The 14719-nt window shown below is 63.9% G+C and carries 12 protein-coding genes; 8 read left to right on the top strand and 4 right to left on the bottom strand.

All coding sequences use genetic code 11. The features are described 5' to 3' along the window. Window positions 1–290: 290 nt before the first annotated feature. Window positions 291–2864 (bottom strand): EAL domain-containing protein, encoded by a 2574-nt coding sequence (locus ACVOLR_RS00400; protein WP_481534683.1) that lies wholly within the window; start codon window positions 2862–2864, stop codon window positions 291–293. Window positions 2865–3061: 197 nt separating this feature from the next. Between ACVOLR_RS00400 and ACVOLR_RS00395 the strand changes: the two genes are divergently transcribed. The 4 genes from ACVOLR_RS00395 to ACVOLR_RS00380 are packed head-to-tail and all read left to right on the top strand — an operon-like array spanning window position 3062 to window position 7650. Continuing rightward, entirely contained in the window at window positions 3062–3853 is a 792-nt protein-coding gene (locus ACVOLR_RS00395; RefSeq protein WP_481534682.1) for a lysophospholipid acyltransferase family protein, read from the top strand. Between the two features lie 57 nt (window positions 3854–3910). Then, entirely contained in the window at window positions 3911–4897 is a 987-nt protein-coding gene (locus tag ACVOLR_RS00390) for a YheT family hydrolase (RefSeq protein WP_481534736.1), read from the top strand. A 58-nt stretch (window positions 4898–4955) separates the two neighbouring features. After that, on the top strand, window positions 4956–7025 hold the full coding sequence (locus ACVOLR_RS00385; protein WP_481534681.1) for a tetratricopeptide repeat protein: 2070 nt from the start codon (window positions 4956–4958) through the stop codon (window positions 7023–7025). A gap of 13 nt (window positions 7026–7038) precedes the next feature. Further along, on the top strand, window positions 7039–7650 hold the full coding sequence (locus tag ACVOLR_RS00380; RefSeq protein ID WP_481534680.1) for a YbhB/YbcL family Raf kinase inhibitor-like protein: 612 nt from the start codon (window positions 7039–7041) through the stop codon (window positions 7648–7650). 148 nt (window positions 7651–7798) lie between these two features. Here ACVOLR_RS00380 and ACVOLR_RS00375 read toward each other — a convergent pair whose 3' ends face one another. After that, on the bottom strand, window positions 7799–8608 hold the full coding sequence (locus ACVOLR_RS00375) for a DUF4377 domain-containing protein (RefSeq protein ID WP_481534679.1): 810 nt from the start codon (window positions 8606–8608) through the stop codon (window positions 7799–7801). 84 nt (window positions 8609–8692) lie between these two features. Next, window positions 8693–9487 (bottom strand): undecaprenyl-diphosphate phosphatase, encoded by a 795-nt coding sequence (locus ACVOLR_RS00370; RefSeq protein ID WP_481534678.1) that lies wholly within the window; start codon window positions 9485–9487, stop codon window positions 8693–8695. Window positions 9488–9697: 210 nt separating this feature from the next. On the opposite strand from ACVOLR_RS00370, the gene glnA reads away from it, so the two are divergent. The 3 genes from glnA to ACVOLR_RS00355 all read left to right on the top strand — a co-directional run bounded on the left by glnA (window position 9698) and on the right by ACVOLR_RS00355 (window position 13342). Next, window positions 9698–11107 (top strand): type I glutamate--ammonia ligase, encoded by a 1410-nt coding sequence (gene glnA, locus ACVOLR_RS00365; RefSeq protein ID WP_481508675.1) that lies wholly within the window; start codon window positions 9698–9700, stop codon window positions 11105–11107. A gap of 378 nt (window positions 11108–11485) precedes the next feature. Next, the gene (locus ACVOLR_RS00360; RefSeq protein WP_481508674.1) at window positions 11486–11824 is read left to right on the top strand and encodes a P-II family nitrogen regulator; all 339 of its coding nucleotides are present in this window, start codon (window positions 11486–11488) and stop codon (window positions 11822–11824) included. 90 nt (window positions 11825–11914) lie between these two features. Continuing rightward, window positions 11915–13342 (top strand): ammonium transporter, encoded by a 1428-nt coding sequence (locus tag ACVOLR_RS00355; RefSeq protein ID WP_481534677.1) that lies wholly within the window; start codon window positions 11915–11917, stop codon window positions 13340–13342. Between the two features lie 162 nt (window positions 13343–13504). Here the strand turns inward: ACVOLR_RS00355 and ACVOLR_RS00350 are convergent, their stop codons facing one another. Then, window positions 13505–13723, bottom strand: a complete 219-nt coding sequence (locus tag ACVOLR_RS00350; RefSeq protein ID WP_481534676.1) for a DUF6500 family protein — start codon at window positions 13721–13723, stop codon at window positions 13505–13507. Window positions 13724–13958: 235 nt separating this feature from the next. Here ACVOLR_RS00350 and ACVOLR_RS00345 point away from each other — a divergent pair, with 235 nt between their 5' ends. Further along, window positions 13959–14705 (top strand): N-acetylmuramoyl-L-alanine amidase, encoded by a 747-nt coding sequence (locus ACVOLR_RS00345; RefSeq protein ID WP_481534675.1) that lies wholly within the window; start codon window positions 13959–13961, stop codon window positions 14703–14705. Window positions 14706–14719 lie beyond the last annotated feature (14 nt).

Genomic DNA, 14719 nt, shown 5'->3' with positions numbered 1-14719 from the left:
GACAACCGGCAACTGGAAGCAAAGGTTTCCTTGCTTTCGTGTCACGCTCGTATCGCGGCTTGATGTGGTGCTCAGATGCGCTGCCGGGAAAGCTCCTGCCGAGCATGGCTCGGCACTACAGTGCCATGCCTGCTTCGCGGCTCGCAGCGCCGCCGGATACGCTGCTGGGAAGGCCTCTGCCGAGCATGGCTCGGCACTACAGTGCCATGCCCGCTTCGCGGCTTGCAGCGCTGCCATATGCGCTGCTGGGAAGGCTTCTGCCGAGCATGGTTCGGCACTGCGGTGCTTGCCTAAACCAACACCGCCACCGGCAGATGCTCGCGCACCCAATCGGCCAAGGCTGGTGCGGGCAATGCCGGGGTGAAGTGAAACCCCTGCGCGATTTGGTAGCCCTGCGCGCCGAGCAGGCGTAGTTGCTCCAGACTCTCCACACCTTCGGCAACGACCTTCAATTGCAGGCTTTGGCCGATGTGGGCGATGGCTTGGGTCAAGGCGCTGGCAACCTTGTCGCCTTCAATGCCGCGCACGAAGCTGCGGTCCAGCTTGAGTTCGCTGATCGGCAACTGGCGCAGGTAGCTGAGGCTGGAATAGCCGGTGCCGAAATCATCCATCGACAGCCGTACGCCAAGCGCATGCACCTGCCGCAGCGTCTGCAGGGTGATCGGGTCGCCATCAAGCAAGACGTCTTCGGTGATCTCCAGGATCAGGTCGTCAGCGTTCAACGACTCCTGCTGCAGGATCTGGCAGATGCAGTCCGGCAGCGCCTCACTGTGGAAGTTGGTGGGTGACAGATTCACCGACACCGACGGCACCTCCAGGCCTTCCTGACGCCAGCGCCCCAGCTGCCGGCAGGCCTCACGCAAGGCCCATTGGCCGAGGTCGCCGATCAGTCCGGCCTCTTCGGCCAAGGGGATGAAACGTATCGGCGGCACGCTGCCCAGACGTGGATGCTGCCAGCGCGCCAGCGCTTCGACGCTGTGCAGGCACCCGCTGTTGATTTCGATCTGCGGTTGGTAGTGCAGCTGCAGTTGGCCTTGTTCAAGCGCTTCACGCAGGGCCGCTTCCAGCGCCATGCGTTCCTGCGCGCACTCGTCCATCTCGCTGCTGTAGAAGCGTACGCGGTTGCGACCGTTGTGCTTGGCCTGGTACATGGCGACGTCGGCATGGTGCAGCAGCGAATCCATGTTGTTGCCGTCATGGGGAAAGATGCTGATGCCGATGCTGGCCGAGGGCCGGATCTCCAGGTCGCCCAGCGCCAACGGCAGGCCCAGCGTGCGCAGGATGCGTTCGCTGCGCTCACTGGCCGTGGGTATGTCGCAGCGGTTGAGGATCACCACGAATTCATCGCCGGAGAGCCGGCCGACGATGTCCATCGGTCCGGTTTCTTCCTGCAGGCGTCGCGCTACGGTGCGCAGCAGCTCGTCGCCGCCGGGATGGCCGAAGGAGTCATTGATCTGCTTGAAGCGATCCAGATCGATGAACATCACCGCCATTGTCTGCCCGTGATGGTTGGCGGCGGTGATGGCCTGGTCGGCCTGTGCGTGCAGCAGGCTGCGGTTGGGCAGGCCGGTGAGGTCGTCGTAGAACGCCAACCGGCGGATCCGGTTGCGCGCCTCCTCGCGCTCCAGTGCCAGCGCGCACAGGTGCACGATCACCTCGACCAGACGATGGTGGAAGCTGTCCGGATCGTAGGGTTGCCGGTAGTAGAAGGCGAAGGTGCCAAGCACGCGGCCATCATTGGCCTTGATCGGGGTGGACCAGCAGGCGGCCAGGCCATGTTGCAGGGCCAGATGGCTGATGCCTTCCCAGTTGGGGTCGGTGGCGATGTCGCGACTGACGACGGTCTGGCCGCAGTGAGCGGCGGTGCCGCAGGCGCCGGTCTTGGGCCCCACCGGTACGCCGTCCACCAGCCGGATGTAGGCCTCGGGCAGGCTGGGCGCCGCCAGATGGCGCAGCCGCCCGTCTTCAACCCGCAATACCGAGCACAGCACCTGTGGGGCGATCTTCTCCACCTCCAGGCACATCATCTGCATCACCTCGGCGGTGGGCACTTCGCGCACCATCGCATCGAGCATCTTGTGCTGCAGGACTTCGTGCACCTTGGTGCGGGTGATATCCATCAGCACGATGACCAGGTTCACCAGCGTGCCGTAGTCATCGAAGATGGGGTTGGTGCTGACCGAGCACCACAGCGGCTGCCCGTTCTTGCGGTAGAGCCGCTCGTCGGCGCGGATCGGCTGCCCGGCCAGCAGGCGCGCGGTGTACGCGCTCAACTGTTCGGGCGAATAGCTGTCCGGTGCCAGCAGCGTCGGCACGTACTGGCCCATCGCCTCGGCGTCGAGGAAGCCGAACAGGCGCCGGAAGCCCTTGTTCAGATGCACGATACGGCCTTCGGCATCGGTGATCAGCACCGCGCTCTGGGTTTCATCGAAGCCCAATGACAGCAAGCGCTCACGCGCTTGTGCCAGGCGACGCGCGGTGACGTCGCTGACCAGCACCATGCGGATGTTGCGCTCGCCGTCGGCAATCTGTGACAGGGTGACGCTGATCCAGCAGGTGCTCTGGTCCTTGCGGATCATCTGGATGTCGTGCGGATCGGCGACCAGCTCCTGCACGCGGTTGCTGTCGCCCGGGTACAGGCGGGTGTTGTAGCGCTCGCGCATGCTGGCTGGTGCCAGCGTGCCCAGGTTCTTGCCCTGCAGCTCAGCGCGGGACCAGCCGGAAATGGCTTCCATGGCATGGTTGACGTACAGAATGGTGTTGGCGTCGTCGAACAGGATCACGCCATTGCCGATCTGTTCCAGTGCCGCCGAGAACAAATGCAGCATGTCTTCTGTCGATGACAGCAGCTGCCGGTCCATCATGCCGTCCCCCTGAACGATAGTGTTGTTGTACACACTTCATGCCGGGAATGTTGCCGGCGTACCCTCAAAATCAGGGCCGACCGGTACTTCCTGCCGATAGTGTGGCACGGCGCACCCTTTGGCAGCGTCTTGGGGAATGCCAATCGGCATGGTCCTCGTGCTGGCGGAAGCCGGACCGCATCCGGTATCGTGAGGGGATGACTCCCCCCCGTCCCGCCCGCCAGGGCGGTGTGGCCCGCGTGTTCCGTTACTTGTACCGCGCCCCGCTGCTACTGGTTCACATTGTCCTGTTCCTGCCGCTGATCCTGCTGCTGATGACGCAGCCGTTGGGGCGTATCGGCCCCGCCAGCAACCCGCTGGAAGAGCGGGTGGTGCGCTGGTGGTCGGGCGGCTTGATGTGGATCTTCGGCTTCCGCCTGCAGCGGGTCGGCCAGCCCCTGCCCGGTGCGGTGCTGTTCGTCGCCAACCATGTGGGCTGGGTCGATATCTGCGTCATCCACAGCCAGAAGATGGTTGGCTTTGTTGCCAAGCGCGAGATTGCCAGCTGGCCGGTGGTTGGCTGGGTTGCCAGCCGTGGCCACACCATCTTCCACCAGCGCGGCAACACCGAGTCGCTGGGCGGGGTGATGGAGGAGATGGTCAAGCGGCTGCAGGAACAGCGACCGGTGGCGGTGTTCCCGGAAGGGCGTACCCGCGGCGGCCGTGAAGTCGGCCCGTTCCACGCACGTATCTTCCAGGCAGCCGTCGAGGCGGGGGTGCCGGTGCAGCCGATCGCACTGCGTTACGGCGTGCGCGGCGACGCGCAGACCACGGTGGCATTCGGGCCGGGCGAGAGCTTCGCCGGCAACTTCCTACGCCTGCTGGGTGAGCCGGCGCGGCGCGGTGAGGTGCATTTCCTCGAGCCCATCGCCATCCAGGATCTGGAAGGCCGCCGGCGTATCGCCGAGACCTCGCGCGCGCGCATCGTGGCGGTGATGGAAGGGCCGTAAGGTGCAGATCACGGCCAACGCTGAGTTGGGCAGTCAACGCCCACCGGGTCGGTCATGCTGAGCGCCTGCAACTACCAGCCGCCGCGCTGGCTGCGTAATCCGCATCTGCAATCGATGCTGGCATCGAGCCGGCTACGGCTGCGCCGTGGCCGCCAGTTGCTGGTCGCCAGCGGCGCAATCACCCAGGAATTGATGCTCGACGGTGGCGATGGCGTGCGCCTGCAGGCTTGGCACAGCCGCCCGCAAGGCGCGCCACCAAAGGCGCTTGCGCTGCTGTTGCACGGCTGGGAAGGCAGTGCCGAATCCAGCTATATGCGCATGACCACCGCGCGCCTGCTGGAGCAGGGCTTTGATGTGGTGCGGCTGAATTTCCGTGACCACGGCAATACCCATCATCTCAATCCAGGCATCTTCCATTCCTGCCGCATCGACGAAGTGGTGCATGCCGCTGCCGATGTGGCGCAGCGCTTTGCCGGCTTGCCGATGGTGGCCGCCGGTTACTCGCTGGGCGGCAATTTCGTGCTGCGACTGGCCCTGCACGCGCCTGCCGCCGGTGTGCCGCTGCGGCATGTGGCCTCGGTGTGTCCGGTGCTGGACCCAGGCGTCACCATGGACAGCATCGAGCGTGGTCCGGCGATGTACGACTGGTATTTCCGCCGCAAATGGACCGGTTCGCTGCGCCGCAAGCGCGCCTTGTTCCCGGAGCTGGCCGACTGCGATGACAGCGTGCTGAAGCTGGACATCCGCGCGCTGACTGGCTGGCTGGTGGACCGGCATACCGATTTCGGCTCGTTGCAGGAGTACTTCGACGGTTACTCCATTGCCGGTGACAAGCTGGCTGGGCTACAGGTGCCGGCCGACATCCTGATGGCCGCCGATGACCCGGTGATTCCCTTCACCACGTTCGATCATTGGCGGCTGCCGGCCGATGCCCACCTGGAGATCGCGCGCTGGGGCGGTCACTGCGGTTTCATTGAAAACCTGCGTGGCGATGGTTTCTCCGAGCGCTGGGTGGCGCAGCGCCTGCTCGCCGCCATCAGCTGAACCCAGCGGGCGCGGCCGGGCCCGCTACAATGCGGTTTTGCGCTAACGCTGGACCGCCATGCAAGACAAGATCATTGAAGCCCTGCGCCGTAATGCCACCGACGAGGCCGTGACCCTGGCCCAGGCATGGGTTGGCGCAGAACCGCAGCAGGCCCAGGCCCACCGCTGGTTGGCATTGGCCCTGCAGCAGCACGGCCAGCTGGAGCCGGCCCAGGCCAGCCTGGACCAGGCCCTGGCGCTGGCCCCGGATGACGCCGCTCTGCATCTGCAGCACGCCGGCCTGCTGCTGGCGCAGCGTCAGATCGACGCCGCCGGGCAGGCGCTGGACCGCAGCACCACGCTGAACCCCAACGAATTTTCCGCCTACCTGATGCAGGCGCATCTGGCGCTGGGCCGTGACGATATCGACGAAGCCGACCGCTTGGGTCGCATGGCTGCGCGTGTCGATCCGGACAGCCCGGAGCTGGCTGCGATTGAAGGCATGGTCGCGCTGCGCCGTGGCGATGCCGACCGCGCGCTAGCGATTCTGTCGGTCGCCAGCGCCAAGCTGCCGGGCGATGTCCGCGTGCTGTATGCACTGGGCTTTGCTTACCTGGGCAAGGACATGGTCGCTTTCGCCGAGCAGGCGTTCCGCCGCGTCATCGAATTGAACCCCAGCAACCACGCATTGCGCGGCTTGGTGGTGCAGCTGGCCTTGCGCCAGGGCCACCTGGACCACGCAGCGGAAATGATGCGCGAAGTACTGGCCACGCCGCAGGGTGACAACCCGGGCATGCGCCGTCTGGCTGGTGAGCTGGAGCTGGCCTCGGGCCAGCCGCTGCAGGCGCTGGAACACCTGCGCCCGCTGTTGCAGCAGGTACCGGGCGACCGCCCGACGCTGCAGATGTTGTTGATGGCCTGGCAGCGCCTGGGCCGCGAGGAAGAAGCGCGCAGCGAGCTGGAAGCTGCCGTGCAGGCGAACCCGCAGCTGCATGATCTGTGGATGGCGCGCTTGGCCGTGGCTCAGGTGGGCAGCGAAGAAGCCGTCGATGTCGTCGAGCGCTGGCTGAGCGCGATGCCTGAGCACCTGCCGGCGTTGGAAGCGCGGATGAGCCTGCATGACATGAACGAGCAGGCCGAAGAGGCCGAAGCCGTGGCCCATCGCATCATCGCGCTGGAGCCGGGCCGGGTCAGCGGCGAACAGCGCATTGTCGAAGCGCTGTTGCAGCGCGAGCCGAGCGCGGCGATCGCGCATGTGCAAGCGCTGATGGACAACGCGCCGGAGCAGGCGCGCATCGGTGTGCGCAGCTGGCTGGGTGCAATCCAGGACCGAGCAGGCGATCGCGCCGCTGCCCTGGCTACCTGGTTGCGTGTGCACGAAGAAATGGCACCTAACCGTCTACCGCTGCCGCAGCAGGCACGTGCACCGGCCGAGTGGCCTGTGATGGGCGAGGTGGCTGGCGACAATCCGGTGCGGCCGATGTTCCTGTGGGGCGCGCCGGGTTCGGGCGTGGAACGTGTAGCAATGGTGATGGCCGCCGGCAGCCGCGTGTTGCGCGACGACCGTTTCGGGCCGGCCCCGCCCGATGACGCGTTCCAGAATTTCTTGACCTTGCAGCGCCTGGCCACCGACGCACTGACGCCGGAACAGCTGGTGCAGCAGTGGCGCGCAGCGCTGCCGGCGCGCGGTATCGAAGACGGCAACGTGATCGACTGGCTGTTGTGGTGGGACAACGCCCTGCTGTGGGCGTTGCGCCCGCAGCTGCCGGAAGGCCGCTTGGTCATTGCCCTGCGTGACCCGCGCGACATGCTGGTGGAATGGCTGGCACTGGGTGCGCCGGCGCCGTTGGCGGTGACCTCGTCCAGCGAGGCGGCGCAATGGCTGGCACGCGCGCTGGCGCAGATAGCACTGCTGCATGAGCAGAATCTGTATACCCACATGATCATTCATACCGACGATGCGGTGAATGACCCGGCGGCGATGGGGGCATTGTTGGAGCAGGCCTTTGGCCTGCGTTTCCCGCCGGTGCGCAGTCTTGGCCAGGGCACCATCCCGGCCGGCCACTGGCGTAATTACGCACAGGTGCTTGCATCGGAGTTTGCGGTGCTGACCCCGGTCGCCGAGCGTCTGGGTTACCCCGAAGCCTGATCAAGGAGCAATGATGAAACTGGACAGTCAGAGTTTTCAGAACGGGCAGCCGATTGCGGCTGAGTTTGCCGCAGGCGATGCCAATGGCTTTGCTGGTAACCGCAACCCGCAGCTGGGGTGGAGCGATGTGCCGGCAGGCACACGCTCGTTCGCGCTGATCTGCGTGGACCCGGACGTGCCGACAGTGGCTGAGCTGGTTGGTCGTGATGACGTCAGCATTCCGCTGGATCAGCCGCGTGCCGACTTCGTGCATTGGGTGATGGTGGATGTTGCTGCTGAGCTGCGCGAGATCGCCGCCGGCAGCTGCAGCGATGGCTTCACCGCACATGGCAAGACGCAGCCGGTCGGTCCGCTGGGTGCACGCCAGGGCATCAACGATTACACCGGCTGGTTTGCCGGCAACGCACAGATGAGCGGCACCTACTACGGCTACGACGGCCCGTATCCGCCGTTCAATGACGAACGCCTGCACCGCTATTTCTTCCGCCTGTTCGCGCTGGATGTGGAGCGTCTGCCAGTGGAAGGTGCATTCACCGCTGCCGACGTGCATCGCGCCATGCAGGGCCATGTGCTGGCCGAGGCGTCGGTGCATGGCACGTATACGTTGAACTCGAAGCTGGGTTGAACGTGACGCATGTTTTGTAGGAGCGGTGTAAGCCGCGAAGCACGTGATCTGAAAGGCTATCGGCTTCGCGGCTTACGCCGCTCCTACAAACCTGCAAAACAGAAAGGGCGCCTTGCGGCGCCCTTTCTGTTTGTTCAATGCTGATGGCTTACTTGGCCATTTCCGACATCACCACCATGTCCAGCACGTAGGCCTGCGACGGCGCATCGGCCGGCGGGTTCTTGATCTGGTAACGCTTCAGACGCAGCACGTTACGCACGCCCGGCTCGTGGGTGTACCCCTCGATGTTGCCGTAGAAGTTGGTGAACTCACCGCGCTTGCCCTGTTCCAGGCCCTGCTCGTTGTACTTCACTTCACGCACCTGCAGGCAGGTGGCGTCCTTCATCAGCGGGTGCGGGCAGGGCTTGGTCTGCGGCTCCACTTCCATGAACACGATCTCGCCCGGGCCGCCGTAGCGGGTTTCGGCGGTCGGCTCGGCGCGGAAGCTGAGCACGTCGCCAGAAGCAGTGACCAGGGTCAATGCCGAAGCGTCCAGTGCACGCACGGTCAGCTTGCCCTGCAGGCGCTCGCTGATCAGGCCATCAACCGCCATCAACGGGCCCTGGCAGGCCTTGTTGGTAGACATCAGGTTACCGACGGTAAGCGCACCGGCTTCCAGCGTGTAACCGCCGCCGATGTTGTTGCAGGCGTTGCTGACCGACAGGCGGTTGTCCTTGAAGTCCAGGGTCAGCGGCTTGTCGGCCTGCACGAACAGGCCGTCGATGCGCTTGCCGCTGGCGTCCACGGCGTTGTCCAGCAGCCAGTGGTTTGCGGCCAGCTGGGTGGTGTCGAGGTTCGCGGCAGGAGCGGCGGTGCTGGTGTCGGGGGTGGCTGCGGTTTCGCTCTTGGTGGTGGCCGGCGGGTTGCTGCAGGCGGTCATGAGGGCGATGGGCAGTGCCAACAGAAGAAGACGCTTCATGGTGAACTCCTTGTGGTGCTTTGGAAAAGTCAGGACGTCAAACGGCCAAGGCCGGATGACGGGGTTGCACTTGCTACTGCACGTTCAGTTACCAGCAGGCAAAAACAACAGCAGGCCGAAGCCCAATGCAATGCGGTATAGCGCGAAGCCGGTGAAGGGACGGCGTTTGATGTAGCTCAGCAGCCACTTCACCACGATGAAGCCGGTGATCGCCGCTGCCACGAAGGCTACGCCTACGTCGGTCCAGTTTTCGTTGCCCAGCTGGCCTTTCTTGAACATCTCAAGCAAGGCATAGCCGCTGGCCGCGAACATGGTGGGAACGCCGACCAGGAAAACGAATTCGGCGGCCGCGGAGCGGCGGGTCAGGCCCAGCAGCAGGGCCATGAAGATGGCCGCGGCCGAACGCGAGGTGCCGGGGAACACGCCGGCCACCACCTGCGCCAGGCCAACCGCGACGGCAACCTTCCAGGTCACGGTGTCGCTGTCGGGCAGGCGCCCGGCAAAGCGTTCGGCAATCAGCATCCAGACGCCGCCTATGACCAGCGCCCAGGCTACCGGGGTGACGGTTTCAGGCAGTTCCCAGCCGGCCAGGCGCACCGGTAGACCGACCACGGCGGTGACCAGGAAGGCCACGCCCAGCTTCATCACGTAGTCGCGGTTGTCGCGTTGGTTCAAGCCGGTGGCCAGCGACCACAGCCGCTGCCGGAACGCCAATACCACGGCCAGGATGGCACCGGCCTGGATGACGATGTTGAAGAAGTCCGAGCGCGCGCCCAGCCAATGCTGTGCGATCAGCAGATGGCCGGTGCTGGAAATCGGGAGGAATTCGGTGAGGCCTTCGAGAATGCCCAGTAACAGGGCGGAGAGCAGGTCGGACATGAGGGCTGGTATGGGAAAGGCGGGCACAGCATAGAGCATTAAGTGTTATGCACCTGAATGGTGCATTGCATGAAAACAGCACCAGATTGGTGCTTATAACCGCTGACACTAATTGCATACACTCAATAAAAACAAAGCGTTACGGATCTTTGAAAGTTGGCACGTCATTTGCTTTGATACATGCACATCATCCATCCGAGGTTGCACCCGATGTCGCTGGAAAACGTTGAGAAGCTGATCAAGGACAACCAGATCGAGTTCATCGACCTGCGTTTCGTCGACATGCGTGGCATCGAGCAGCACGTGACCTTCCCGGTTTCGATCATCGAGCCGACCCTGTTTGAAGAAGGCAAGATGTTCGATGGCAGCTCGATCGCCGGTTGGAAGGGCATCGCCGAGTCGGACATGGTGCTGCTGCCGGACGCTGACAGCGCCTACGTCGACCCGTTCTACGCCGACCCGACCTTGGTGCTGATCTGCGACGTGCTCGACCCGGCCACCATGCAGGGCTACGGCCGCTGCCCGCGCGGCATCGCCAAGCGCGCCGAGTCGTACCTGAAGTCCTCCGGCATCGCCGACCTGGCGTTCTTCGGCCCGGAACCGGAATTCTTCATCTTCGATTCGGTGCAGTTCGCCAACGACATGGGCAACACCTTCTACAAGATCAATTCTGAAGAAGGCGCCTGGAACACCGGCAAGAGCTACGACGGCACCAACACCGGCTACCGTCCGACCGTGAAGGGTGGTTACTTCCCGGTGCCGCCGACCGACTCGCTGCACGATATCCGCGCCGAGATGTGCAAGGTGCTGGAAAAGGTCGGCATCGAAGTCGAGGTGCACCACCACGAAGTGGCCAATGCCGGGCAGTGCGAGATCGGCGCCAAGTTCAATACCCTGGTGACCAAGGCTGACGAACTGCAGCGCATGAAGCACGTCATCAAGAACGTCGCGCACCGCAATGGCAAGACCGTCACCTTCATGCCCAAGCCGCTGGTCGGCGACAACGGCAGCGGCATGCACGTGCACCAGTCGCTGGCCAAGGGTGGCAACAACCTGTTCTCCGGTGACGGCTACGGCGGCCTGAGCCAGATGGCGCTGTGGTACATCGGCGGCATCTTCAAGCACGCCCGTGCGATCAATGCTTTCGCCAACTCCGGCACCAACAGCTACAAGCGCCTGGTCCCGGGCTTCGAAGCACCGGTGATGCTGGCCTATTCGGCCCGTAACCGTTCGGCTTCGTGCCGCATTCCGTGGGTGTCCAACCCGAAGGCACGCCGCATCGAAATGCGTTTCCCGGATCCGATCCAGTCCGGCTACCTGACCTTCACCGCGCTGATGATGGCCGGCCTGGACGGCATCAAGAACCAGATCGACCCGGGCGCACCGAGCGACAAGGATCTGTACGACCTGCCGCCGGAAGAAGAGAAGCTGATCCCGCAGGTCTGTTCCTCGCTGGACCAGGCACTGGAAGCGCTGGACAAGGATCGCGAGTTCCTCAAGGCCGGCGGCGTGATGAGCGACGACTTCATCGACGCTTACATCGCGTTGAAGATGAAGGAAGTCACCGCGTTCCGCGCAGCGACCCATCCGCTCGAATACCAGCTGTACTACGCAAGCTGAGTCAACAAGCTGATGTAACGGCGGCCATTGCATAGCGCTGGCCGCCGGCAACACCAGGTGTAGTTACTAGCTGTTATTTGGCGGCGGTGGCGTAGACCCTCCCCCTCCCATCTGCGTCATCGCCGCCGCCTTTGTTGCTGGGGAGCACAAAGGTGTTGTAACAGCCAGCAATGCACCTGCAGGGGCAAGAGAATCCGAGCGCGCGGCATGGGCCAATCCTCCCTCCCGCGTGGTTGTAGCGGCCGGTAGCAATGCCGGTGGCAACAACCAGGCCCATGATGCGTTCGGCGCAACAGCCAGCGGCCAGACAATGGCCGGTGGAAGACACGATGCCGGCCCGCAGCCGCAGGCCGGTCTCCTCCACATCGGGACATGCGCATGAAATTAATCTCCGCGATCATCCGTCCATTCAAGCTCGACGAAGTGCGTGAAGCCTTGGGCGCCGCAGGCGTTTCCGGCATCACCGTCACCGAGGTCAAGGGCTTTGGGCGGCAGAAAGGCCACACCGAGCTGTACCGTGGCGCCGAATACGTCGTCGATTTCCTCCCCAAGATCCGCATTGAAACCGCCGTCACCGACGACAACGTCGATGCCGTGATCGAAGCCCTGCAGGGCGCAGCTGGCACCGGCAAGATTGGTGACGGCAAGATCTTCGTTACCGCGCTTGAACAAGTGGTGCGTATCCGCACCGGCGAAACAGGCGCCGACGCGCTTTAAGAACCCGCTACCGACCCGTCCTCCGGCGGCAGCGACCGCCAGGTGACAACAGGTCGCTGGCAGGTTCCACCCCCACAACCGGAGTCGACAATGCGAACGGAATTTTTCACCGGGTTGAAAGCCCGGCTCGGAGGCCTGTGCCTGTCATTCATGCTCACCGCCGTCGTGCTGGGCATGTTTTCGAGCAGTGCGTGGGCACAGGAAACACCTGCACAGCCCACTGCCGCGACTGAAGTGGCTGCACAGCCGGTGGAGGCCGCAGCGGAACCCGCTGCTGCAGAAGCCGCTGCCGCACCCAGCTTCGACAAGGGCGACGTGGCGTGGATGCTCACCGCCACCTTGCTGGTCTTGATGATGGTCGTTCCCGGCCTTGCACTGTTCTATGGCGGCCTGGTGCGTGCAAAGAACGTGCTGTCGGTGCTCAGCCAGGTACTGGTGGTGTTCTCGCTGATCCTGATCCTGTGGGTGGCCTATGGCTACAGCGCGGTGTTCAGTGCGGGCAACGAGTTCTTTGGTTCGTTCACCCAGTTTGCGTTCCTGAAAGGCTTCACTCCGGACTCGGTTGGCAATACGCCGATCGCCGGTCTGCCGGACTTCCTGTTCGTCGCCTTCCAGTCGACCTTCGCCGGCATCACCACCGCGCTTATCGTTGGTGCGTTCGCCGAGCGCATCAAGTTCCGCGCGGTGCTGTTGTTCTCGGCATTGTGGTTCACCCTGAGCTACATCCCGATGGCGCATATCGTCTGGGGCGGTGGCTTCCTCGGCAAGCTGGGTGCGATCGATTTCGCTGGCGGCACCGTGGTGCATATCAACGCCGGTGTCGCCGGTTTGGTGGCGGCATGGTTTGTCGGCAAGCGTCTGGGCTACGGCCAGACCGCATTGAAGCCGCACAACCTGCCGCTGACCTGGATTGGCGCGATGCTGCTGTGGGTGGGCTGGTTCGGCTTCAACGCCGGCTCCGCTGCCGCCGCCGACACCGTGGCCTCGCTGGCCTTCATCAACACCGTATTGGCGACTGCTGCTGCGGTACTGGGTTGGACGCTGGTGGAAGCCATCACCAAGGGCCATCCGTCTGCGCTTGGTGCGGCCTCGGGTGCGGTGGCGGGTCTGGTTGGTGTGACGCCGGCCTGCGGCACCGTCGGTCCGATGGGCGCCATCGTCATAGGCTTCGTCACCGGCATCGTCTGCGTCTGGGGCGTGACTGGTCTGAAGCGCCTGTTGAAGGCGGACGACACCGCTGACGTATTCGGTGTGCATGGTGTTGGCGGCATCGTCGGCGCCATCCTCACCGGCGTGTTCAGTGCGCAGTCGCTGGGCGGTACCAAGGTCGATCTGAATATCGGGCACCAGGTGTGGGTGCAGGTTGTCAGTGTTGGCTTCACCGTGTTGTGGTCTGCGGTCGTCACCGCCGCCATCCTGCTGGTGGTCCGTGCCTTGGTCGGCCTGCGCGTAAGCGAAGAAGCCGAGCGCACTGGTCTGGACGTCACCACCCACGGTGAATCGGCGTACGAGGCCTGACGGCTTAAGCCTCGATCCCACAAAGAACCAAAGCCCCTCTCCCGCTTGCGGGAGAGGGGTTTGGGTGAGGGCAGCTGTTGAGGCATTACCGGTAAGGCCTCTGCCGAGCATGGCTCGGCACTACAGGCAGCGATTGACGCTACCCAAATCCCTGCAACATCGTTAGCCCTCAGCCAACACCAAGGCCTTCACCTTCCCAGCCTTCTCAAAATGATCCAGCCGATGGATCAGAATCCACCAAGTAGCCGCTTCCATCAGCAGCTCCGGATCATCATTCCGATTCGCAAAAAACGCATAGAACGACAAGCCAACCGTCGGCCCCTTCGCCGCAATCTTGGCATCGCAGACCGCAACGATTTTCTGTTTCAGTGAATCACGCATTGCCTCTCCAGCAGATCGTCGAAAAACGAGCCTGCATAGCCTAGACAAAACGGGCAGCCATCCCCAGCGGAAAGAGTTTTGAACATGCAGTGCATGTTCCGCACCGGCATCACACCGGACTCCCCAACTCCCTGAGCAGGCCCTCCAATGCAAGCAAGCAATTCCGTCACATCTGTCGGCAACGTCTCCAGCGCATGCCGGACCGCACTTGCAATGCCGCGCCCAGCAACGTGCAATGGCCTACATGAAGACCAAACTGCTGCTGCCGCTCGCCCTGTTGGCTACGCTGACTGCCTGTACCTCAACGCTGGAGCGCAATCCGCTCGCACACTGGGTGCCGTCGCCGAACTACAACGATCGCCAGCCGGTGCTGATCGTGCTGCACCACACCGAGCAGGATTCGGTGCAGGAGAGTCTGGACACGCTGCGCAGCGCCAACAGCGGCGGCAAGGTCAGCTCGCACTATCTGGTTGGCAGCGATGGTGAGCTCTATCAGCTTGTGGCCGATGGCGAACGCGCCTGGCATGCCGGTGGTGGCCGCTGGGGCGGTTTCACCGACCTCAATTCGACCTCGATCGGCATCGAGATCGACAACAACGGCGACAGCCCTTTCACCCAGCCGCAGATCGCCAGCTTGCTGCGCCTGCTCGATGACCTCTGCACGCGCTACAACATCCCGCGCAGCCAGATCATCGGTCACGCCGACCTGGCGCCGACCCGCAAGGCCGACCCCAGCCGTTACTTCCCGTGGCAGCAATTGGCCGCAGCCGGCTTCGGCCTGTGGCCGGACCCCAAGCACGGCCCGGCACCGGCCGGCTTCGACAGCTGGATGGCGATGCAGGCCTTCGGTTACGCGCTGGACGACCGCGCCGCCGCTGCGCGCGCCTTCCACCGCCGCTTCCGCGGCAGCGACAGCCTGCCGGCGGAGCTGGATGCCGAAGACGCCCGCATCCTGCATTCCCTGCTGCAGCAGAAACAGTGATGCGCTCGCTTTGC

Source organism: Stenotrophomonas sp. STEN030, from assembly GCF_056759995.1.
Note: the sequence above shows the minus strand (reverse complement) of the source record. Positions and strands in the feature narration are given on the sequence as shown.

Coding starts and splice junctions, on each gene's coding strand:
- ACVOLR_RS00400 (WP_481534683.1), bottom strand. CDS start 2,864: ATGATGGACCGGCAGCTGCTGTCATCGACAGAAGACATGCTGCATTTG.
- ACVOLR_RS00395 (WP_481534682.1), top strand. CDS start 3,062: ATGACTCCCCCCCGTCCCGCCCGCCAGGGCGGTGTGGCCCGCGTGTTC.
- ACVOLR_RS00385 (WP_481534681.1), top strand. CDS start 4,956: ATGCAAGACAAGATCATTGAAGCCCTGCGCCGTAATGCCACCGACGAG.
- ACVOLR_RS00380 (WP_481534680.1), top strand. CDS start 7,039: ATGAAACTGGACAGTCAGAGTTTTCAGAACGGGCAGCCGATTGCGGCT.
- ACVOLR_RS00375 (WP_481534679.1), bottom strand. CDS start 8,608: ATGAAGCGTCTTCTTCTGTTGGCACTGCCCATCGCCCTCATGACCGCC.
- ACVOLR_RS00370 (WP_481534678.1), bottom strand. CDS start 9,487: ATGTCCGACCTGCTCTCCGCCCTGTTACTGGGCATTCTCGAAGGCCTC.
- glnA (WP_481508675.1), top strand. CDS start 9,698: ATGTCGCTGGAAAACGTTGAGAAGCTGATCAAGGACAACCAGATCGAG.
- ACVOLR_RS00360 (WP_481508674.1), top strand. CDS start 11,486: ATGAAATTAATCTCCGCGATCATCCGTCCATTCAAGCTCGACGAAGTG.
- ACVOLR_RS00355 (WP_481534677.1), top strand. CDS start 11,915: ATGCGAACGGAATTTTTCACCGGGTTGAAAGCCCGGCTCGGAGGCCTG.
- ACVOLR_RS00350 (WP_481534676.1), bottom strand. CDS start 13,723: ATGCGTGATTCACTGAAACAGAAAATCGTTGCGGTCTGCGATGCCAAG.
- ACVOLR_RS00345 (WP_481534675.1), top strand. CDS start 13,959: ATGGCCTACATGAAGACCAAACTGCTGCTGCCGCTCGCCCTGTTGGCT.